Origin of the sequence: Pseudomonas sp. NY15374, assembly GCF_048068255.1 — a bacterium.
Lineage (GTDB): Bacteria > Pseudomonadota > Gammaproteobacteria > Pseudomonadales > Pseudomonadaceae > Aquipseudomonas > Aquipseudomonas machongensis.
This window is the reverse complement of the sequence record NZ_JBLUPZ010000008.1, coordinates 198,996-219,933: the sequence shown is the minus strand read 5'-3', so window position 1 is coordinate 219,933 and position 20,938 is coordinate 198,996. Positions and strand designations below refer to the sequence as shown.

At 63.7% G+C, this 20,938-nt stretch carries 15 protein-coding genes and 1 pseudogene; 9 read left to right on the top strand and 7 right to left on the bottom strand.

All coding sequences use genetic code 11. The annotated features are described in order from the left end of the window. Positions 1 to 47 precede the first annotated feature (47 nt). The 5 genes and pseudogenes from ehuA (at position 48) to ACNFHO_RS18150 (ending at position 5,226) form a co-directional block, all read left to right on the top strand. Positions 48 to 842 carry an ectoine/hydroxyectoine ABC transporter ATP-binding protein EhuA gene (gene ehuA / locus ACNFHO_RS18170; protein ID WP_416767004.1) on the top strand — a complete coding sequence of 265 codons (795 nt, stop codon included), beginning with the start codon at positions 48 to 50 and terminating at the stop codon, positions 840 to 842. A 348-nt stretch (positions 843 to 1,190) separates the two neighbouring features. Then, complete coding sequence (locus ACNFHO_RS18165; RefSeq protein ID WP_416767003.1) at positions 1,191 to 2,717, top strand: catalase; 1,527 nt, start codon at positions 1,191 to 1,193, stop codon at positions 2,715 to 2,717. 59 nt (positions 2,718 to 2,776) lie between these two features. Then, complete coding sequence (locus tag ACNFHO_RS18160) at positions 2,777 to 3,415, top strand: ankyrin repeat domain-containing protein (RefSeq protein ID WP_416767002.1); 639 nt, start codon at positions 2,777 to 2,779, stop codon at positions 3,413 to 3,415. Positions 3,416 to 3,488: 73 nt separating this feature from the next. Beyond that, positions 3,489 to 3,605 (top strand): annotated as a pseudogene (locus ACNFHO_RS18155) (integrase); the annotation flags it as partial. 34 nt (positions 3,606 to 3,639) lie between these two features. Then, entirely contained in the window at positions 3,640 to 5,226 is a 1,587-nt protein-coding gene (locus ACNFHO_RS18150) for an ABC-F family ATPase (RefSeq protein ID WP_054891347.1), read from the top strand. 116 nt (positions 5,227 to 5,342) lie between these two features. Here the strand turns inward: ACNFHO_RS18150 and ACNFHO_RS18145 are convergent, their stop codons facing one another. Together ACNFHO_RS18145 and ACNFHO_RS18140 are read right to left on the bottom strand one after the other, a co-directional pair. Further along, the gene (locus ACNFHO_RS18145) at positions 5,343 to 6,641 is read right to left on the bottom strand and encodes an ATP-binding protein (RefSeq protein ID WP_112898201.1); all 1,299 of its coding nucleotides are present in this window, start codon (positions 6,639 to 6,641) and stop codon (positions 5,343 to 5,345) included. Positions 6,642 to 6,647: 6 nt separating this feature from the next. Further along, on the bottom strand, positions 6,648 to 7,349 hold the full coding sequence (locus ACNFHO_RS18140) for a response regulator transcription factor (protein ID WP_063544839.1): 702 nt from the start codon (positions 7,347 to 7,349) through the stop codon (positions 6,648 to 6,650). Between the two features lie 260 nt (positions 7,350 to 7,609). Between ACNFHO_RS18140 and ACNFHO_RS18135 the strand changes: the two genes are divergently transcribed. The 3 genes from ACNFHO_RS18135 (at position 7,610) to mobA (ending at position 12,547) form a co-directional block, all read left to right on the top strand. Continuing rightward, positions 7,610 to 8,779, top strand: a complete 1,170-nt coding sequence (locus ACNFHO_RS18135; RefSeq protein WP_054891344.1) for an efflux RND transporter periplasmic adaptor subunit — start codon at positions 7,610 to 7,612, stop codon at positions 8,777 to 8,779. A gap of 11 nt (positions 8,780 to 8,790) precedes the next feature. Beyond that, positions 8,791 to 11,913: a multidrug efflux RND transporter permease subunit gene (locus ACNFHO_RS18130; RefSeq protein ID WP_416767001.1), complete on the top strand. Its 3,123-nt coding sequence runs from the start codon at positions 8,791 to 8,793 to the stop codon at positions 11,911 to 11,913. Between the two features lie 61 nt (positions 11,914 to 11,974). Beyond that, positions 11,975 to 12,547 (top strand): molybdenum cofactor guanylyltransferase MobA, encoded by a 573-nt coding sequence (mobA, locus tag ACNFHO_RS18125; RefSeq protein ID WP_414155428.1) that lies wholly within the window; start codon positions 11,975 to 11,977, stop codon positions 12,545 to 12,547. Here mobA and ACNFHO_RS18120 read toward each other — a convergent pair. The 5 genes from ACNFHO_RS18120 to peaA form a co-directional block, all read right to left on the bottom strand. Further along, positions 12,544 to 14,226 (bottom strand): AMP-binding protein, encoded by a 1,683-nt coding sequence (locus ACNFHO_RS18120; protein WP_416767000.1) that lies wholly within the window; start codon positions 14,224 to 14,226, stop codon positions 12,544 to 12,546. The two genes, mobA and ACNFHO_RS18120, sit on opposite strands and share 4 nt — an antisense overlap. Positions 14,227 to 14,364: 138 nt before the next feature. Continuing rightward, positions 14,365 to 15,492 carry a quinohemoprotein amine dehydrogenase subunit beta gene (gene peaD / locus ACNFHO_RS18115; protein WP_416766999.1) on the bottom strand — a complete coding sequence of 376 codons (1,128 nt, stop codon included), beginning with the start codon at positions 15,490 to 15,492 and terminating at the stop codon, positions 14,365 to 14,367. 32 nt (positions 15,493 to 15,524) lie between these two features. After that, complete coding sequence (qhpC, locus tag ACNFHO_RS18110; protein ID WP_054891339.1) at positions 15,525 to 15,848, bottom strand: quinohemoprotein amine dehydrogenase subunit gamma; 324 nt, start codon at positions 15,846 to 15,848, stop codon at positions 15,525 to 15,527. A gap of 1 nt (position 15,849) precedes the next feature. Then, complete coding sequence (peaB, locus tag ACNFHO_RS18105; RefSeq protein ID WP_416766998.1) at positions 15,850 to 17,280, bottom strand: quinohemoprotein amine dehydrogenase maturation protein; 1,431 nt, start codon at positions 17,278 to 17,280, stop codon at positions 15,850 to 15,852. Positions 17,281 to 17,328: 48 nt separating this feature from the next. Next, positions 17,329 to 18,894: a quinohemoprotein amine dehydrogenase subunit alpha gene (gene peaA / locus ACNFHO_RS18100; RefSeq protein WP_416766997.1), complete on the bottom strand. Its 1,566-nt coding sequence runs from the start codon at positions 18,892 to 18,894 to the stop codon at positions 17,329 to 17,331. A gap of 481 nt (positions 18,895 to 19,375) precedes the next feature. On the opposite strand from peaA, the gene ACNFHO_RS18095 reads away from it, so the two are divergent. Beyond that, on the top strand, positions 19,376 to 20,869 hold the full coding sequence (locus ACNFHO_RS18095) for an aldehyde dehydrogenase family protein (RefSeq protein ID WP_416766996.1): 1,494 nt from the start codon (positions 19,376 to 19,378) through the stop codon (positions 20,867 to 20,869). Positions 20,870 to 20,938 lie beyond the last annotated feature (69 nt).

Sequence of the window (20,938 nt, the reverse complement as noted above, 5' to 3'; positions counted from 1 at the left end):
CCCGGCGCGGCAATCTGACACCGCTGCATTTGCAGGAGGCCACGGCCATGCATCAACCGAAGGCAGTCCAGCCGATCGTCAGCTTCCAGGATGTCACCAAGAGTTATGGCAGCTTCACGGTGCTCGACCACTTACACTTGGATGTCATGCCGGGCGAGAAAGTCGCGATCATCGGCCCCAGCGGCTCGGGCAAATCCACGTTGTTGCGGGTGCTGATGACCCTGGAAGGCATCGATGACGGGGTGATCCGCATCGAAGACGACCTGCTGACCCACATGCCCAACCGCAATGGCGTGTTGGTGCCGGCCAATGACCGGCATATCCGTCGCGTGCGCGGCAAGGTCGGCATGGTGTTCCAGAGTTTCAACCTGTTCCCGCACATGACCGCGTTGCAGAACGTCATCGAGGCGCCGGTGCAGGTGCTGGGCATGAAGCCTGTCGAAGCCCGTGAGCGAGCAGCGGACCTGCTGGAGCTGGTGGGGCTGGGCAGCAAGCTGGGACATTACCCTTCACAGCTATCCGGTGGACAGCAGCAACGAGTGGCGATTGCGCGGGCTTTGGCGATGCGGCCGAAGGTCATGCTGTTCGACGAAGTGACTTCGGCGCTCGATCCTGAGTTGTGCGGTGAAGTGCTCAACGTGATCCGCAAGCTCGGCGCTGAGCACAACCTGACGATGCTGATGGTCACTCACCAGATGGGCTTCGCCCGGGAGTTCGCTGATCGCGTGTGCTTCTTCTACAAGGGGCAGATCCACGAACAGGGCACACCAACGCAGGTCTTCGAGCATCCGCAACAGGAGCGTACGCGTGCGTTTCTCAGTGCGGTGAAAGAAGCCAACTAGGGCCTGTCGGGTTCTATTCCATTTCCACGGACGGTTTGAAATCCGGCACTGACGGTCTGATCAGATAAACCCAGAACATGGCAAGCCCGTGTATATCTGCCCTGCAGACGAACTTGCCATGCACGGTCAATTAAATCCACATGAAACCCTAAGCTGCAAAGTGCGACAGGGGTCACAATTATCCAACCCATAAAAAATGCCGACAACTTCCCGACATTAACATGCGGCACCCGCCCTTCGGTAACCCAATGATTTAGCACTATTAATACAATTGAAAGCTTATATTGGTGCACGTTCTGCGCAGCGATTCATCATTTTGATTCCAATCAAAAAAAGAAGGATCGTTGTATGCGTCATTCACGCTTGAGACTTCCCCTGTGCCTGTTATTTACCAGTTTGAGTGTCGGTGCATTCGCGGCCAATGAATTCACTCGCGATTCGGGTGCACCGGTAGGCGATAACCAGAACTCTCAGACAGCAGGTGCCGATGGCCCGGTACTTCTGCAAGATGCCCACCTGATCGAAAAACTTCAGCGTTTCGATCGCGAGCGAATCCCCGAACGCGTGGTTCATGCGCGCGGCACAGGTGCTTACGGCACCTTCGAACCCACCGCAGACATCACCGACCTGACCCGCGCCGAAGTGTTCAAGAGCGGCACGAGTACCCCGGTCTTCGTGCGGTTCAGCACCGTGATGGGGTATCGCGGCTCACCCGAGCAAGCCCGTGATCCGCGGGGCTTCGCCGTCAAGTTCTATACCACCCAGGGCAACTGGGACATGGTTGGCATCAACGTGCCGGTGTTCTTCATCCGTGACGCCATCAAGTTCCCGGACTTCGTCCATGCCAACAAGCCCAGTGCTGTCACCGGTGTGCAGGACCCCAACCTGGCCTTCGACTTCTTCGCCCACAGCCCCGAAGCGACCAACATGCTGACCCACATGTACTCGCTCGAAGGCATGCCGGACTCCTACCGGCACATGAACGGCTCGGCGGTGCATGCCTTCAAGTTCGTCAACGCCCAAGGCGAGGTGCACTACGTCAAGTTCGCCTGGAAGACCCAGCAAGGCCTGCACAGCCTGGAGCCCGGGCAGATCAGCGAGTCCATCGGCAAGGACCCGAACATGATGACCAACGACCTGTACGGCGCGATCAACAAAGGCGACTTCCCCAAGTGGGACCTGTACGTCCAGGTGCTCAAGCCCTCGGAACTTGGCCAGTTCGCGTTCAATGCACTGGATGACACCAAGGTCTGGACCGGCGTGGCCGAGCGCAAGGTCGGCACCATGACCTTGAACAAGGTTCCGGACAACTACTTCGAGTCCACCGAAGAGTCCGCGTTTGCCCCGTCCCGCCTGGTACCAGGTATCGAGGCCTCCGAGGACCGCATGCTGCAAGGCCGCCTGTTCGCCTACGCCGACACCCAGATGTACCGCCTGGGCGCCAACTATCAGCAGATTCCGGTCAACCAGCCGCGTAACAAGGTGAGCAACAACTCGCAGGACGGCGCGATGAACAGCAGCGGTCGCAAGGGCGAGGTCAACTACGAGCCTTCCGGTATCGCCGAAATCCCGCAGGACCCGCAATACAAGTACGCCAGCACCCCGGTCAGTGGCGTCACGCAGCAGTTGGCAATCCAGAAACAGGCGAACTTCCTGCAGGCTGGCGAGTATTACCGCGCCCTCTCCTCCAAGGAAAAGGGGCTGCTGATCGAAGCCCTCAGTGGCGACCTGAACCATGTGACAAACGAAAGCAACAAGTACGCGATGCTCTCGTACTTCTACAAGGCCGACCCGGACTACGGCACTCGCCTGGCCAAGGCCACCCATGCCGATATCAAGCGCGTGGACACCGCCGCCAAGGCACTGGCGAACTGATCAGCCTGTGAGTGGCAAGCCTGCGCTGTCTGATGGCGCAGGCTTGCAGGAGAGTCCCGATGAGCATTGCACAAATCAAGACCAGCCTCGCCGCCGCCGCGGTGCTGCTGCTTCTGGTGATTGGATACCGGCTCTTGCATCTGTTCGTCCCCGGCCTGTGGCTACCTGCCGATACCGAACAGTTCCAGGCGCAGGCTGGAGTCCAGCGCGTCGATCCGCACCTGTACGACAGCCAGTGGTTCGATGCCGCGCGCGCCGGGCGCAGCGACATCACCGATGCGCTGCTCCAGGCCGGATATCCGATCGACAGCCAGACCAGCCGAGGCCATACCGCGCTGATCCTGGCGACTTATCACGGCGACCTCGACGAAGTGAACGCCCTGTTGCGGGCCCATGCTGACCCCTGCCTTGCCGACAACAATGGCAACACCGCGCTGATGGGGGCCCTGTTCAAAGGTGAAATGGCCATTGCTCGGCGCTTGATCGGCCTGTGCCCCATCGATACAAGCAACAACGATGGCCAGACTGCACTTTCGTTCGCAGCCCTGTTCGGCCGCCTCGACATCCTTGCCGAGCTGGTACGGCACGGTGCCGACCTGCAGCACAGGGATGCCAGGGGCAATACCGCGCTGATGATCAGCGAGTCCCAGGGTAACGATGCGGCGGTTGCGGCCTTGAAGGCCATTGCAGGTCATTGATGGCTATGCCGTTTGAGGTCGTTCCACATTTCCCGCAGCCCGTCCTTTTGTTTGCCAGCAGAGCAAAGATGGGCTGTGGATCAACGAGCCAAGTGTTACACTGCGCCGCTTCAAATCAGCGCTCGATGCGCTGAACATCCGTGACCGCCGCCAGCGCGATACCCGCCTCAGCTTCGCAACCCTGTGCCTGAGGGCTGCGCCATACATTCCCGCAGGACAAGTACTTGATTTCTACAGCCAATATCACGATGCAGTTCGGCTCCAAGCCGCTCTTCGAGAACGTCTCGGTCAAATTCAACAACGGCAACCGCTACGGCCTGATCGGGGCCAACGGCTGCGGCAAGTCGACCTTCATGAAGATCCTCGGTGGCGACCTGGAGCCGTCCGCCGGCCAGGTCATGCTCGAGCCCAACACCCGCCTGGGCAAGCTGCGCCAGGACCAGTTCGCCTACGAGCAGTTCAGCGTCATCGACACGGTGATCATGGGCCACGGCCAACTGTGGAAGGTCAAGGCCGAACGCGACCGTATCTACTCGCTGCCGGAAATGACCGAAGAAGACGGCATGGCCGTCGCCGAGCTTGAAACCGAATTCGCCGAGATGGACGGCTACACCGCCGAATCGCGCGCCGGCGAGCTGCTGCTGGGCCTGGGCATTCCGCTGGAGCAACACTTCGGGCCGATGAGCGAAGTGGCGCCAGGCTGGAAACTGCGGGTGCTGCTGGCACAGGCGCTGTTCTCCGATCCGGACGTGCTGTTGCTCGACGAACCAACCAACCACCTGGACATCAACACCATCCGCTGGCTGGAAAACGTGCTCACCGCACGCAACAGCACCATGGTGATCATTTCCCACGACCGTCACTTCCTCAACAGCGTCTGCACCCACATGGCCGACCTGGACTACGGCGAGCTGCGCCTGTTCCCGGGCAACTATGACGAGTACATGACCGCCGCCACCCAGGCGCGCGAGCAGTTGCTGTCGGACAATGCCAAGAAGAAAGCCCAGATCGCCGAGCTGCAGACCTTCGTCAGCCGCTTCTCGGCCAACGCCTCCAAGGCCAAGCAGGCCACTTCGCGCGCCAAGCAGATCGACAAGATCCAGCTGGCCGAGGTCAAGCCGTCGAGCCGGGTCAGCCCGTTCATCCGCTTCGAGCAGACCAAGAAGCTGCACCGCCAGGCCGTGGTCGTGGAAAAGATGGCCAAGGCCTTCGACGACAAGGTGCTGTTCAAGAACTTCGACATTACCGTCGAAGCCGGCGAGCGCGTAGCGATCATCGGCCCCAACGGCATCGGCAAGACCACCTTGCTGCGCACCCTGGTCGGCGAGCTGCAGCCCGATGCAGGCTCGGTCAAGTGGACCGACAGCGCCGAGGTCGGCTACTACGCCCAGGACCACGCCCACGACTTCGAAGACGACGTCACCCTGTTCGACTGGATGGGCCAGTGGACCAGCGGCGAGCAGGTGATTCGCGGCACGCTGGGGCGCATGCTGTTCTCCAACGACGAGATCCTCAAGTCGGTGAAGGTGATTTCCGGGGGTGAACAGGGCCGCATGCTGTTCGGCAAGCTGACCCTGCAAAAGCCCAACGTGCTGGTGATGGACGAACCGACCAACCACCTGGACATGGAATCGATCGAAGCGCTGAACCTGGCGCTGGAGAACTATCCGGGCACCCTGCTGTTCGTCAGCCATGACCGTGAGTTCGTGTCGTCGCTGGCCACGCGGATCATCGAGCTGTCGGCCGATGGCGTGGTCGACTTCAGCGGCACCTATGACGACTACCTGCGTAGCCAGGGTGTGGTGATCTAAAGCGGCAAGCCTCATCGAGGCACCGTGCAATGCGGTGCCCGTGAGGCGGCGGTGGAATTGCGGTGAGAGCGGTTCCGCTGGTTACGGCCGGTCGCGAGACGATCCCGTACCTTTGATCATCCCGCCGGCAGGCGAATCCTGAACTGCGCCCCACCCAATGACGACTGCGCCACGGTCAGCGTCCCGCCCTGCCCTTCGATCGCCCTGCGGCTGATCGCAAGCCCCAAGCCAAAACCACCGGTACTGCGGTCCCGACTGCGGTCCAGGCGGTAGAACGGCTGGAAGATCCGCTCGCGCTCCTCAGGCGGAATACCGATCCCGTCATCCTCTACCGTCAGCAGGCAAGCGCCATCCGCCTCGAGCTTGAGTCGCAGCAGCAGGCTTTCGTCGCAATAGCGCATGGCATTGCGCACCAGGTTCTGCACCGCCCGCGCGGTCAAGCGAGGATCGAGCACGAAACGTGGCAGCCTGTCGTCAGCGCGCACCTCCCATCTGATCCCGCGACCATCGAGTTCTTCGGCAAAGCTGCCCAGCACACTGTCGACCAGTTCCAGCAACGACACCTCGACCCGCTCGCGGACCTGGTCGGCGTTTTCCAGGCGGCTGTACGACAGCAGCTCAAGCACCAGCTCGTCCAGCTCCCGCACATGCCCCACCAGTTCCAACAAACGCTTGCGGCTGGTCGGCGGCACTTCGTCGAACAGCAGCACCAGGCCGAAGTCCAGGCGCGTCAGGGGGGTACGCAGCTCATGCGAGACCGCATTGAGCAGCTCGCGTTGCTGGTTGACCTGGCGCTCCAGGTCGCCTGCCATGGTATCGAACACCCCGGCCAGCTCGCCGATGTTCGAGCGCGGCGAGATCTGCGTACGCTCCGCCATCTCCCCGCGCCCCAGGCGCCGCGCGGTTTCCTTGAGCCGTTCCAGGTCGCGCCAGTGCGGCCAGACCCACAGCAGCAGGCAACCCAGCATGGCGGCACCGATCAGTACCGTGACGCCCCACGACAACACGTTGATGTCGAGCGGATCCGGCGGCGAGTGCAGGCGCACCAGCCAGTCCTTGTCCAGCGGCGCCAGCACGGTTTCGTAATAGCCCCAGTCGGCGATGCGCACTGCATACAGCCCGTGCTCCAGCCTCGCCCGCTCCTGCGGCGCAAGGTCGGCGGCGTCCATGCGCAGCAGTTGCACCTGCAGGGGCGCAAAGGCCGAGGCCAGGTCCTGCTCCACCGAAGGCCATTGCTCGCGCGGGGCCTGATGGAACTGGCGGACGATCAACGACTGCACGCCCTTGGCCTGGTCGAGGTTGTACGCCATGAAGCGTTCATGGAACGCCCCGACGATAGCGTCGGGGATCAGCAGCAAGGCACCGGCATAGGCGACGATGATCACCAGGTACAGGCGCACCAGGATCTTGAGCATGGCGCCTCAGTACTCCCACTCGACCCGGCTGAACAGATAGCCCTTGCCCCACACGGTCTTGATCTTGCGGGCTTCGCCGGCATTGTCGTCGAATTTGCGCCGCAGCTTGGAGATGGCCACGTCTACCGAACGGTCGGTACCGTTGAACTCGATGCCGCGCAGTTGCTGGAGGATGCGGTCGCGGCTGAGCACTTCACCGGCATTGCGTGCCAGCACCACCAGCAGGTTGTATTCGCCGCTGGACAGCTCCACCTCGCAGCCGCGCCAGCTCACGCTGCGCTCGGCCAGATTGATGCTCAGGCCACCGACCTGGATCAGCTCGCTATCGAGCCGTGGTTCGTTGACATTGCTGCGGCGCAGCAAGGTGCGGACCCGGGCCAGCAGTACGCGGGGCTCGCATGGCTTGGTGACGTAGTCGTCGGCGCCCATTTCCAGGCCCAGCACCTGGTCATGGCTGTCGTCACGGGCGGTCAGCATCAGGATTGGCAGGCTTTGCGACTCCTGGCGCAGCAGGCGGCACACCTGCAAGCCGTCAAGGCCGGGCAGCATCAGATCGAGCACCACCAGGTCGGGGCGCTGACGACGAAACTCGTCGAGCACATGATCGCCACGGGCGATGACCCGGACGTGGAAGTCGTTGCGCTGCAGGTAGCTGGCAATCAGTTCGGACAGCGCGCTGTCGTCTTCGACCAGAAGGATGTTTGGCATGTGGGTCGTCATCAACAGATAGGCTTGAGACCTTACCGTCGTCATTGCCGGACAAGCCCGCGCCTACAGAGGCTGCGAACACCTGTGGAAGCGGGCTTGTCCGGCGATGGGGCCAGTGCAGTCAGTTGCTCGCAGGATATAGAATCCTGCGCTCCACACGGCACGAGCCTTACACTTTTTCACACACGGCGTACACAGCTTAACAGCCCATGCGCGAGCGCCTGCCTTAGCATAGGGGCGATCCTATCCGGAAGATCCGTATGTCCATTCCCTTCTCCAAGCGCCCTTTGGCGATTCTCGCCTTGCTCACACTGGCCCTGACCGGCTGCAACGACGCCCCCGAACAGGACGCGCAGGCACCCGCCCCCCAGGTGCGGGTCGAAACCGTGCAGTTGCAAGCCATGGCGATCAGCACCGAACTCAGCGGGCGGATTCTCGCGCCACGCACCGCCGAAGTCCGCGCCCGGGTTGCCGGCGTGGTGCTCAAGCGGGTGTATCGCGAGGGCAGCGACGTCAAGCAGGGCGATGTGCTGTTCCTCATCGACCCGGCGCCGTTCAAGGCGGACCATGACAGTGCCCGCGCCGCGCTGGCCAAGGCCGAAGCCACCTTGTACCAGGCGCGCCTGCAGGAACAACGTTACCGCGAGCTGGTCGACGACAAGGCCGTGAGCCGCCAGGAATATGACAATGCCCGTGCCGCCTTCCTCCAGGCGGACGCCCAGGTTGCCGAAGCCCGGGCCGCACTCGAACGCGCGCGACTCAACCTGGGCTATGCCACGGTCACCGCACCAATCTCCGGACGGGTTGGCCGCGCGCTGGTCACCGAAGGGGCGCTGGTCGGACAGAACGAAACCACCGCGTTGGCCGTCATCCAGCAACTGGACCCGATCCACGCCGACGTCACCCAGTCGACCCGCGACCTCAACGCCCTGCGCCGCGCCATGCGCGCTGGCGAGCTGCAGCAGGTCGGCCAGGACCAGGCCCGCGCCACCCTGATCCAGGACGACGGCAGTGCCTATCCGCTGCCGGGCAAGCTGCTGTTCTCCGATATCAGCGTCGACCCGAGCACCAACCAGATCACCCTGCGCAGCGAATTCCCCAACCCCGACCTCGATCTGTTGCCCGGCAGCTACGTGCGTGTGCGCCTCGAACAGGCCCTGCAGCCCAAGGGCATCAGCGTGCCGCAGCGGGCGATCCTGCGTGACAGCGCAGGCGTGCCCAAGGTCCTGGTGGTCGACGCCCAGCAGCGCATCGAGGAACGCCAGGTGGTACTGGGCAATGCCCAGGGCGACCGCTGGATCGTCAGCGAAGGCCTGGCCCCCGGCGAACGGGTGGTGATCGAGGGGCTGCAGCACGTCAAGGTCGGCGATCAGGTCCGGGTCGATGCCGACAAGGCCGCCAACCCCATCGTCCAGCGCAACGGCCAGTGAGGGCCTGATCCATGCCGCAATTCTTCATCGACCGCCCGATCTTCGCCTGGGTGGTTGCGTTGTTCATCCTGCTCGCCGGTGCCTTGGCCATCCCGCAATTGCCCGTGGCGCAGTACCCCGATGTCGCGCCGCCGCAAGTGGAGGTGTACGCCGTCTACCCCGGTGCCTCGGCGCAGACCATGGACGAAAGCGTGGTCAGCGTGATCGAGCAGGAGCTCAATGGTGCGGACAACCTGCTGTACTTCGAGTCCCAGAGCAGCCTGGGCAGCGCGACCATCACCGCCACCTTCGAGCCGGGCACCATCCCTGACCTGGCCCAGGTCGATGTACAGAACCGCCTCAAGGTGGTCGAGTCGCGCCTGCCGCGGCCCGTCACGCAGCAAGGCCTGCAGGTGGAAAAAGTCTCCACCGGCTTCCTGCTGCTGGGCACCCTCACCTCCGAGGACGGCAGTTACGACGAGATCGCCCTCAGCGATCTGTTGGCGCGCAACGTGATGAACGAGATTCGCCGCCTCAAAGGCGTCGGCAAGGCACAGTTGTATGGTTCGGAGCGGGCCATGCGCATCTGGATCGACCCGGCGAAGCTGGTCGGCTTCAAGCTCACGCCCCAGGACGTCGCCGACGCCATCGCCGCGCAGAACGCCCAGGTTGCACCCGGCAGCATCGGAGACCTGCCCGCCCGTGCGACCCAGGAAATCACCGCCAACGTGGTGGTCAAGGGCCAACTGAGCACGCCAGAGGAGTTCGCGGCCATCGTGCTGCGGGCCAACCCGGATGGCTCGGTGGTCACCGTGGGTGACGTGGCGCGGGTCGAGATCGGTGCCCAGGAATACCAGTACGGCACACGCCTGAACGGCAAGCCCACCAGTGCCTTCAGCGTCAAGCTGTCGCCGGGGGCCAACGCCATGGAAACCGCGACCCTGGTACGCCAGAAGATGGATGAGCTGGCACGCTACTTCCCGGCCGGCGTGAAGTACGACATCCCCTACGACACCTCGCCGTTCGTCAAGGTCTCGATCCAGCAGGTCATCAGCACGCTGTTCGAAGCCATGCTGCTGGTGTTTGCGGTGATGTTCCTGTTCCTGCAGAACATCCGCTACACGCTGATCCCTACGCTGGTGGTTCCGGTGGCGCTGATGGGCACCTTCGCGGTGATGCTGGCGTTGGGTTTCTCGATCAACGTGCTGACCCTGTTTGGCATGGTGCTGGCCATCGGCATCCTGGTGGACGACGCCATCGTCGTGGTGGAGAACGTCGAACGGATCATGGCCGAGGAAGGTCTATCGCCGAAGGCCGCGACGCGCAAGGCCATGGGCCAGATCAGCGGGGCTATCGTCGGCATCACGCTGGTGCTGGTCGCGGTGTTCCTGCCGATGGCCTTCATGAAAGGCTCGGTGGGCGTCATCTACCAGCAGTTCTCGTTGTCGATGGCGGTATCGATCCTGTTCTCGGCCTTCCTCGCCCTGAGCCTCACCCCGGCACTGTGCGCCACCCTGCTCAAGCCAGTGGCCAAGGGCGAGCATCACGTACGCAAGGGCTTCTTCGGCTGGTTCAACCGCCGCTTCGAGGGCATGAGCAATGGCTACCAACGCTGGGTTGCCCACGCCTTGGCTCGTAGCGGGCGCTACCTGTTGCTCTACGGGCTGCTGGTGGCGGTGCTGGCCTATGGCTTCAGCCAGTTGCCCAGCGCTTTCCTGCCGACCGAAGACCAAGGCTACACCATCACCGATATCCAGCTTCCGCCAGGCGCCAGTCGCATGCGTACCGAGCAGGTGGCGGCGCAGATCGAGGCGCACAATGCCGCAGAACCCGGGGTGGGTAACACCACGCTGATTCTCGGTTTCAGCTTCTCAGGCAGCGGGCAGAACGCCGCGCTGGCGTTCACCACGCTGAAGGACTGGTCAGAACGCGGCGCCGACGACAGCGCACAATCGATCGCCGACCGTGCCACGATGGCCTTCGCCGCGCTCAAGGATGCCGTGGCCTATGCCGTGCTGCCGCCGCCAGTCGATGGCCTGGGCGAGTCTACGGGTTTCGAGTTCCGCCTGCAGGATCGCGGCGGCCTGGGTCATGCCGGGCTGATGGCAGCCCGTGACGAGCTGCTGGCCAACGCACGCACGAGCAAGGTGCTGGCCAACGTGCGCGAGGCATCGTTGGCCGAAAGCCCGCAGGTGCAACTGGAAATCGACCGACGCCAGGCCAACGCCTTCGGGGTTTCCTTTGCCGACATCGGCGCCGTGCTCAACACCGCGGTAGGCTCGAACTACGTCAACGACTTCCCCAACCTGGGCCGCATGCAGCGCGTGGTGGTGCAGGCCGAGGGTGACCAGCGCAGCCAGGTCGAGGACTTGCTGAAGATTCACGTGCGCAACAGCAGCGGCAAGATGGTGCCACTGGGGGCGTTCGTCCAGGCCCGGTGGCTCAGCGGCCCGGTGCAACTGACCCGCTACAACGGCTACCCGGCAGTGTCTATTTCCGGGGAACCGGCAAGCGGCTACAGCTCCGGCGAGGCAATGGCGGAAATCCAGCGCCTGGTCGATCGACTGCCAACCGGCAGCGCACTGGAATGGACCGGCCTGTCGTTGCAGGAGCGTCTTTCGGGTAGCCAGGCGCCCTTGCTACTGGCCCTGTCGCTGCTGGTGGTGTTCCTGTGCCTGGCAGCGCTCTACGAGAGTTGGTCGATTCCTACCGCAGTGTTGCTGGTGGTTCCGCTGGGTGTGCTCGGCGCCGTGCTTGCGGTAACCCTGCGCGGCATGCCCAACGACGTGTTCTTCAAGGTCGGCCTGATCACCTTGATTGGCCTGTCGGCAAAGAACGCGATCCTGATCATCGAATTCGCCAAGAGCCTGGTGGATCAGGGGGTCGACGCTGCGGATGCGGCGATGCAGGCCGCCCGCCTGCGCTTGCGTCCGATCGTCATGACATCGTTGGCGTTCATCCTCGGCGTCGTGCCACTGGCCATCGCACGCGGCGCAAGCTCAGCCAGCCAGCAGGCGATCGGCACCGGCGTGATCGGCGGGATGCTCAGCGCGACACTGGCGGTGGTGTTCGTACCGGTGTTCTTCGTGGTGGTGATGCGGTTGGCCGGCAAGCGCCGCGCTGAACCGGATCATGCAGTACCCCACGACGCCTGACTGGACAAGCCAGGCGTTGAATGAGAGGGTTCCGGGCATCGACTGCCCGGGACCCTTTTTCATGCCTGCCGCCCTGCCCCCCTGCTCCATCCTCATCCTCGCCGGTGGCCGTGGCCAACGCATGGGCGGGCGCGACAAGGGCCTGGTGCCATGGCGGGGCGAACCACTGATCGCACACATCCATCGGGTGGTGCGGGGGTTGAGCGACGACCTGGTGATTTCCTGCAACCGCAACCAGGACGCCTATGCCGCCTATGCCGACCAATGTGTGGGCGATGCCGAGGCGGATTATCCTGGGCCACTGGCCGGCGTCATTGCCGGGCTCAAGGTGGCCAGACACCCGTGGGTGGTGGTGCTGGCCTGCGATTCGCCGCGGGTCGACCAGGCGCTGATCGATGGGTTGCGCGGATTGGCTGCCCGCCATGACAGCGCTGCGATGGTGCGCCAGGGAGGCTATTGGCAGCCGATGTTCAGCGTATTGCCGACGCGCCTGTTGCCACGGCTGGAACAGGCGTGGCAGGCCGGTGAGCGGAGCCTGCAGCGGGCCTTGTCGCGTGAATCGCTGGAGGGGCTGGAATGTGCCGTCGACGATGAGCGGCTCGGCAACTTCAACAGCCCGGAGTGGTTACGCTAACCGGCTGACACCCCACCCAGTTCTTCGATACTGATCTCGCGCATCCGAAACTTCTGCACCTTGCCGGTCACCGTCATCGGAAACTCGTCGACGAAACGGAAATGCCGCGGCACCTTGAAGTGCGCGATGCGCGCCTTCGCCCATTCGCGCAACGTCTCGGCGCTGGCGCTGTGCCCCGGATGCAGCCGCACCCAGGCGACGATCTCTTCGCCGTACTTGCTGCACGGAATGCCGATCACCTGCACGTCGGCCACCGCCGGGTGGGTGAAGAAGAACTCCTCCAGCTCACGCGGATAGATGTTCTCCCCGCCGCGAATGATCATGTCCTTGCTCCGTCCGACGATACGCACGAACCCGGCCTCGTCCATCTGCGCCAGGTCGCCGGTGTGCATCCAGCCCTCCTCGTCGATACTCTCGGCGGTAGCCTTTGGGTTGTTCCAGTAGCCGAGCATGACGCTGTAGCCACGCGTGCACAGCTCGCCGATCTCGCCGCGTGGCAGGGTGTTGCCCTCGGCGTCGATGACCTTGCTTTCCAGGCGCGGCTGGGTACGACCCACGCTGGTCACGCGCACTTCCAGTTCGTCCTCCGGGCCGGTCTGCAACGACACCGGACTGGTCTCGGTCATGCCATAGGCGATCTGTATCTCGGCCATGTGCAGCTCGTCGATCACCCTACGCATCACTTCGATCGGGCAGGTGGCGCCAGCCATGATCCCCGTGCGCAGGCTGGAGAGGTCGAATTCGCAGCGACGCGGGTGGTCCAGTTCGGCAATGAACATGGTCGGTACGCCATACAGCGCAGTGGCGCGTTCCTCGGCCACGGCTTGCAGGGTGAGCAAGGGGTCGAAGGCATCGTTGGGGTAGATCAGCGTGCTGCCATGGGTCATGCAGCCGAGGTTGGCCATGACCATGCCGAAGCAGTGGTAGAGCGGCACCGGCACCACCAGGCGGTCATGCTCGGTCAGGCGCAGGCTCTCGCCGACCATGTAACCGTTGTTGAGGATATTGTGGTGGCTGAGCGTCGCGCCCTTGGGGAAGCCAGTGGTGCCGGAGGTGTACTGGATATTGATCGGCTCGCACGGGCGTAGACTTGCCTGACGGCGACCCAGCGCCTCGACACTGACCTCAACGGCGCGAGCCTGCAGGTCGCACCAGGCGAGAAAGCCTGGCGGCGGCTTTACCGCCAGGCTGATCACCCCGCGCAGCTCCGGCAGGCGCTCGCAGTGCACAGCCCCGGGCTTGCAGGCCGACAATCCGGGCACCAGGTCGCAGAGCATTGCGTGATAGTCGCTGGTCTTGAACGCATCTGCGCAGATCACCCAGCGGCAGCCCGACTGGCTCAGGGCGTAGTCCAGCTCACTGCTGCGGTAGGCCGGGTTGATGTTGACCAGGATCGCACCGATCTTGGCGCTGGCGAACTGGGTGATGCACCACTCGGCGCAGTTGGGAGCCCAGATGCCCAGGCGATCGCCCGCTTGCACGCCGAGCGCCATCAGCGCGCGGGCATGCTGTTCAACGGCATCGGCCAGCTGGCGCCAGGTGTAGCGCCGTTGCTGGTGACGCACCACCAGGGCCTCGCGGTCGGGGAAGCGGGCCACGGTGGCGTCGAAGGCGTCACCGATGCAGTGGTCGAGCAAGGGCTTGTCCGGGTTGCCCTGGGTGTGACTGGAGTGGGTCATGGAGGGGCCTGATAATTATTGTGTTGTTTAGGCGGGCCCTATCGCGGGGCAAGCCCGCTCCCACAGGTATCCACTGTAGGCAGAGGGGTAACCGTGGGAGCGGGCCTGCCCCGCGATAGGGCCGTCACAGACGACCGATTACCTGACGAACACCTGCGGCGTAGTGGTCGACATGTCACCCCCTGGCAGCTTGATGTTCTTCACCTTCTCCAGCGTGTTCGGATCGAACACCGCCAGGTCGTTGAAGGTCCCGCCCAGGTAGAGCTTGTCGCCCGCCTTGTCGAAGGTCACGCAGTAGTAGGTATGGTCCAGGTTCGCCGCCTTGACCAGCTTGCGCTGCTTGATGTCGTAGCGAGCCAGGCGGTTGAGCACACCATAGATCTGGTTCGGATCCTTGGGCGAGCGCAGCCCGGTGAAGTACAGCTCGGTCAGGTCGGCGAACTCCTGGGTGTGGGTCTTGCCGGTCTTGAGGTCCACGCTCAGGTAGCCGTACAGCAGCTCCGCGGTTGCCGGATCCTGTTTTTCATCCTTGAACCTGGCGATGGTATACAGCATCGAGAACTCGTGGCGCGGGCTCTGGTGCGGCCAGAAGTACAGCACGTCGGGCGCGCTGTAGCCCTTGCGGTTCCAGTTGCGCAGCGGCAGCGCCACGTCGTACTTGCCGGTCTTGACGTCCATCTTGTAGATATTCGGCCCGGCGACGAACAGGCTGCCATCGTCGGCGGCACGCATCAGGTAGACCTGGCGCGGCATGGGGAAAGTCCGCACCGGCTTGGCGCCCACCCCGTCGGCCGTGCTGAACACCTCCAGGCGTGGCGGCTTGACCACGTAGTGGTCGTTCAACCGCTGGGTCGGGTTGACCGTGGCATAGACCTCCTTGCCGTCGGGGCTGATGGCGAAGGAGTACATCGACTTGCCCACCTCGCCCGGCACACTCGACAGGTTGGCGTGGAAGGTGGTCTTGCAGGTGTCCAGGTCGATGCCATAGATATCGGCATAGTGATTGTTGAGGATGTAGGCGGTGCGGTTGTCCGGCGCCATCATCGCCGTGCCCGGGCCGAAGGCGTCCGGCAGGCGACAGCTCTTGAACAGCGTATCGCTGGCCACATCCACCACGTGCAGGTTGTTCGGGTAGTTGGTGGCGATCAGGTACTCATGGCCAGGCTTGAGGGCCGGCCCGGCGTCGCCGTCAGTGGCGTGCACGGCCAGTGTCGCGGCGCAGGTGGCGACGCTCAGCGCCAGTTGCGCGCAGAATCCAGGTTTCATGCGGTTTCCCCTTGTCGTTCTTGTCGGGCCGGTCACTTGTCTTTCGGGAATACGGTGCCGAGGTTGCGCCAATCGTCCTGCGAATTGCTCGCCTGGGCGTTCCAATCCTGGTAGGTGCTCATCATGTCGGGCACCTGGGCCGGCCACCAGCAAGGGTCGGAGCAGCCGTACAGGTCAGCCTCCATGGGCTGGCACAGCGAGCTGACGCCACCAAAGGCGTCCACTTCCCAGCCTGGGTCGGTGGTGGCGGTACAACCGGCCACTGCGCTCATGGCCATGACTTCTTCGACGCGGTCTTCGGCGGCAGCCTGTTCAAGAATGCGCGCCTTGTTGTTCAGGGGCTTCAAGTGCTTCATGTCAGTGCGCCTTGCGAGGAGTGATGTAGCGATCGATGAAGGCCGGGTTGGCGGCCATGATGCGGCTGTAGACCTCGATGCCGAAGTCGACCCAGTCGCGCATCAGTTCGCAGTAGTGGTAGGTCGGGTGCTGCGGGTCGCCGTAGCGCGCATAGCTCTCGTGATAGCAGCCACCGGAGCACAGGTTGCGGATGCGGCAGCTGTCGCATCCGGTGCCGCTGCGGTCCAGGCGCTGGGACAGGAAATCGTTGAGCTCGACCTGCTTGACCGCCGTGTGCACGTTGCCGAAGGTCGGCAGGCTGGAGCCGGTGAAGCGGTGGCACAGGTTCAGCTCGCCCTCGTGGTCGACCGCCAGCATTTTCAGGCCTGCGCCGCAGGGCAGCGCTTTCTTGTGCCCCTCGTGGATGTCGGTGATCAGTTGGTGCAGGTTGGAGAAACCGATGTTGCGGTGCTGCAACGCCGCCTCCAGGTACTGGCGCCCCAACGCCTTCATGTTGGCGAACACCTGCACCAGCTCTTCGCCAGTGAGGTTGAAGTCGACCATGTCGCCCGATGTCACCGGGGCGAAGCCCACTTCGGCAAAGCCCAGCTCGTTGAACAAGTGGTTCCAGATGGTCTCGACATCGGTGATGCCGCGGGTAAGGGTCACCCTGGCGCCGACCGGGCGGCTGTCATAGCGCGACAGCAGCATGTCGGCCTTGCGCCGCACCACATCGTAGGTGCCCTGCCCGCCCACGGTGATGCGGTTGCGGTCGTGCACGGTCTTGGGCCCGTCGATGCTCACCGACAGCCCGAAGCGATGGGCATTAAGCCAGTCGACGATCTCCTCGGTGAGCAGCGTGGCGTTGGTGGTCATGATGAACTCCACCTGCTTGCCGGCCTCGGCGAAACGTCGCTCGCAATAGCCGACCATGTGCTCGATCAGCGGCCGGTTGGACAGCGGCTCGCCGCCGAAAAACACCACGCTGTAGCGGGTTTCGTCGGGGGACTCCTTGAGCAGCATCTCCACCGAGGCCTCGGCGGTGGCGGCGCTCATCTTGCGCCCTGCCGAAGGCTTGTCGAGGTCTTCCTTGTAGCAATAGGTGCAACTGAGGTTGCAGCCCGTATTGACGTTGAGCACCACCGTATTGAGCGCGGTGCGCTCGACCTGCTTGAGGGCGATTTCAGGGGTCAGCGGCGAACCGTCGCTGACCAGCTCCAGTGCGATCAACTCGCGCAGGGTGTCCTGGATATCGTCGCCGGCGAACTGCTGGCCGAGACGCTGCATCAGCTCTTCGGCCGAGCAGCCTTGCTGGCGCAGGGTGTCGATGATGCCGCCGGTCACCGCGTCAGCGGTGAACAGCGAACTGCTGGGGATATGGAACAGCATGCGGTCGGCATCGACCTGCACTTCATGCAGGTTGCGTTCGACCAGATTCAGTAGTGCGCCCATGGTGATCTCCCGATAATCGATCCGTTGGAAAAACCGTGCCTGCTGCCCTTATGGGAGCGGCGGGTTGTTCCAGCGCTGGACGGTGACGATCATGTGGCCTTCACCCGTCTGTCCGCCGTCAGCCAGCGTGGCGATGACTTTCAGGTTGCCGGCGTTGTTGGTCATCATCTTGCGCGCCGGGTTCGGGCCGGCACCGCCGGGTACGAACACGCCGTCGGCCTGCATCTGCCCGGCGAACTTGACGTCTTCGTCCTCGACGGCGCGCTCGTTGAACGGCTCGACCTTCCAGGTGGCCGGCAGATAACCAATGCGCAACGGTTGGCCATTGGCGTCCTTGCCCCAGGCCTCGGCCTCGAAGCGCCCCTGGACCTTGGGTACCGAAGCACCGTTCTCGCCGATGCGGGCAATGGAGAACGCCGGCACCACCTTGACCTCCTCGACCTTGTCGTAGACCGCAAGATTCACGCCCTTGAGCGTGCCCAGCGTCACCTCGCGCTGGCCGGGTGCTGCATCGGTTGCGGCGCGGGCCTTGAGCCGAACCAGGGTTGGGGTCTGCTCCAGAATCTCGGTCACCTGTACACCGGCACCCAGCTCGGGCTTGCCGGACAAGCCGCTGCCCACCAAGGTGATCTCGCGCTCGTCCCCGGCCTTGATGAAGGCCGGTTGCACCGCCAGCAGGCGAGCCTTGCCCTCCTTCGCTGCGGTGAAATCGAGGCCGCGCTCGTCGTGCTCGGCCTCGAACATGCGCCCTTTCATCTCGCCATCGAGGGCGGCGAAGACCTGGCGCATCGTGCTATCGCCGATCTTCACGTTACCGCGCCACTCGTAGCCGTTGTAGAGGATCGCCGAGCCGCTGCCGTTGAACGGCGTGCCGTCAGCGTACTGCCCCTTGACCTCGACCTTGAAGCTGTCGCCCTGGTCGGCACTGACCGTCATCACGCCCCGGACATCGCCTTTGGCAAGCATATGACCACTGAACGCCCACTGCCCCGGCAGCGCGTCAGCCTGGGGCTTGGCCTTCTGCCACGCGCTCCAGGCGGGGCTATCGAGCGGGAAGCGCTTGGCCAGGTCCGGCACCACCTGCTTGAGGGCGATTTCCAGCCAGTCACGGTCACGTGCCTGGGCCTGGTATTCGAGGGACGGCCACTGGCCAAGGTGGAAGTTGACCAGGTGTTCCCATTCCTGCGCAGGGCGCCGCTGCAATGCGACACGGGCACCGGAATGGCAGCGGCCGCAGGTTTCGGCCAGTTGCGTATCGAAGTGTTCGACGGTATTGAGCCGGCGTTCCATGGCATAGCGCACGCCATCAGTCTCGCTCGGCGCCAGACCCTGCTTGTCGGCCAGGTACTTGACCAGGGTGCGGCGCTCGTCGTCGCTGATCTGCAGGCCGTGCATCACCTGCATGCGGGCGATGCTCATCAACCAGCCTTCGGGGGTCTTGCGCTGGTGGCTGATGCGACTGTAGGCATCGTTGCCCTCGGGGATGTGGCACCCCATGCACTTGTTCTGCAAAATCGCCGGGCCCGGTTCGGCCGCCATGGCCTGGGCGCTCAGCAGGGCGGCGGCGACCAGCGCCCATGTGCCCGCCTGCTGCCGGAGTCGAGTCGTCTTCAAGATCAGACCTCCACGGTGTTGTTCTTATCGTTATCGCACGCTTGGGTACCGCCGGTGCATGTGCCAGTAGCAATACAGGAAGCGTGCCAGGTGTTTGAAAGTGGCTTTTTTTCAGTGACTTGAGCTGCTTTGAGCGGTCTGCCCCGGTCAGTGGCGGCGGGTCGGAACGTCCCAATTCGCGACAGGTTGTTTCAGGTTGAGACAGGGGTATCGGTGGTGGTCTTTTCGCGGGCAAGCCCGCTCCCACTGGTTGGTGCAGGATTCAATACCTGTGGGAGCGGGCTTGCCCGCGAAAAGGCGCCTCGGCCTGCCTGTTTCACCACCGTCTCACACCGTCTCAATGTGCAACAGCACAGCGCCGCAACCCACCCTGTGCGTCAGAACAAAAATCAGCCTGATCAACGAGTTAAGCCCGCCAACCCACCTTGGCACGGCCATTGCGCCGCCCTTGCCACACTCCAATGACAAGAGGCACCGCCCCATGTTTTCCGACCTGCCCATCCTGCCCGCCACCCAGGCGTTCCTCGCGCGCAAGCTGAAGATGCGCATCGGCGCCGACTGGCAGGACGCTGCCAGTGGCCGCACTTTGAGCTTTCGCAACCCGGCCACAGGCGAAATACTCGGCGAGGTCCCCTCGGCCGACAGCGAGGACGTCGACCGTGCCGTGCGCGCAGCCCGCCAGGCCTTCGACGACTCGCCCTGGAGCCGGATGCGCCCTCGCGAACGGCAGAACCTGCTGTGGCGCCTGGCCGACCTGATGGCCCGTGATGCCCGCGAACTGGCCGAGCTCGAATGCCTGAACAACGGCAAGAGCGCCAACGTCGCCCAGGTCATGGACGTGCAACTGGCCATCGACTTCCTGCGCTACATGGCCGGCTGGGCCACCAAGATCGAGGGCAGCACCATCGAAGCGTCGATGCCGCTGATGCCCAACGAGCAGTTCCACGGCTTCATCCGCCGCGAAGCAGTGGGCGTAGTCGGTGCGATCGTCGCCTGGAACTTCCCGCTGCTGCTGGCCTGCTGGAAACTCGGGCCGGCGCTGGCCACCGGCTGCACCATGGTGCTCAAGCCTGCCGACGAAACCCCGCTGACGGCGCTCAAGCTCGCCGAGTTGGTCGATGAAGCCGGCTACCCGGCTGGCGTGTTCAACGTGGTCACAGGCACCGGGCTCAACGCTGGTGCGGCGCTCAGCCGCCATCCGGGCGTGGACAAGCTCACCTTCACCGGCTCGACCGAAGTCGGCAAGCTGATCGGCAAGGCCGCGATGGACAACATGACCCGCGTCACCCTGGAGCTGGGCGGCAAGTCGCCAACCATCGTCATGCCCGACGCCAACCTGCAGGAAGCCGCCGCCGGCGCGGCGACGGCGATCTTCTTCAACCAGGGGCAGGTGTGCTGTGCAGGGTCGCGCCTGTATGTGCACCGCAAGCATTTCGACAATGTGGTAGCCGACATCGCCGGCATCGCCAACGGCATGAAGCTCGGCAGCGGCCTGGACCCGGCGGTGCAGATGGGGCCGCTGATTTCCGCCAAGCAGCAGGATCGGGTCAGCAGCTACATCGACTTGGGCCGCGAGCTCGGCGCGACCATCGCCTGCGGCGGTGAAAGCTACGGGCCGGGCTACTTCGTCAAGCCAACGGTGATCGTCGATGTCGACCAGCGCCATCGCCTGGTCCAGGAAGAAATCTTCGGCCCCGTGTTGGTGGCGATGCCCTTCGACGATATCGACGAGGTCGTGCGCATGGCCAATGACAACCCTTACGGGCTGGGCGCGAGCATCTGGTCGAACGACCTGGGCGCCGTGCACCGCATGATTCCGCGCATCAAGTCCGGTTCGGTCTGGGTCAACTGCCACAGTGCGCTGGACCCGGCCCTGCCTTTCGGTGGCTACAAACAGTCGGGCGTCGGCCGGGAGATGGGTGCCGCGGCGATCGACTACTACACCGAGCTTAAGTCGGTACTGATCAAGCTCTGAACCTGAGCTGTCCCGGCCTCTTCGCAGCTTTGCCGGCAAAGAGGCCGACTTCCTGAAAACAACAAGAAA

Bases quoted from the DNA above. Each gene is read 5' to 3' on its own strand.
- ACNFHO_RS18095 (WP_416766996.1), top strand. From the start codon at position 19,376: ATGTTTTCCGACCTGCCCATCCTGCCCGCCACCCAGGCGTTCCTCGCG.
- ACNFHO_RS18140 (WP_063544839.1), bottom strand. From the start codon at position 7,349: ATGCCAAACATCCTTCTGGTCGAAGACGACAGCGCGCTGTCCGAACTG.
- mobA (WP_414155428.1), top strand. From the start codon at position 11,975: ATGCCTGCCGCCCTGCCCCCCTGCTCCATCCTCATCCTCGCCGGTGGC.
- peaD (WP_416766999.1), bottom strand. From the start codon at position 15,492: ATGAAACCTGGATTCTGCGCGCAACTGGCGCTGAGCGTCGCCACCTGC.
- ehuA (WP_416767004.1), top strand. From the start codon at position 48: ATGCATCAACCGAAGGCAGTCCAGCCGATCGTCAGCTTCCAGGATGTC.
- ACNFHO_RS18160 (WP_416767002.1), top strand. From the start codon at position 2,777: ATGAGCATTGCACAAATCAAGACCAGCCTCGCCGCCGCCGCGGTGCTG.
- qhpC (WP_054891339.1), bottom strand. From the start codon at position 15,848: ATGAAGCACTTGAAGCCCCTGAACAACAAGGCGCGCATTCTTGAACAG.
- peaB (WP_416766998.1), bottom strand. From the start codon at position 17,280: ATGGGCGCACTACTGAATCTGGTCGAACGCAACCTGCATGAAGTGCAG.
- ACNFHO_RS18165 (WP_416767003.1), top strand. From the start codon at position 1,191: ATGCGTCATTCACGCTTGAGACTTCCCCTGTGCCTGTTATTTACCAGT.
- ACNFHO_RS18130 (WP_416767001.1), top strand. From the start codon at position 8,791: ATGCCGCAATTCTTCATCGACCGCCCGATCTTCGCCTGGGTGGTTGCG.
- ACNFHO_RS18120 (WP_416767000.1), bottom strand. From the start codon at position 14,226: ATGACCCACTCCAGTCACACCCAGGGCAACCCGGACAAGCCCTTGCTC.
- ACNFHO_RS18135 (WP_054891344.1), top strand. From the start codon at position 7,610: ATGTCCATTCCCTTCTCCAAGCGCCCTTTGGCGATTCTCGCCTTGCTC.
- ACNFHO_RS18145 (WP_112898201.1), bottom strand. From the start codon at position 6,641: ATGCTCAAGATCCTGGTGCGCCTGTACCTGGTGATCATCGTCGCCTAT.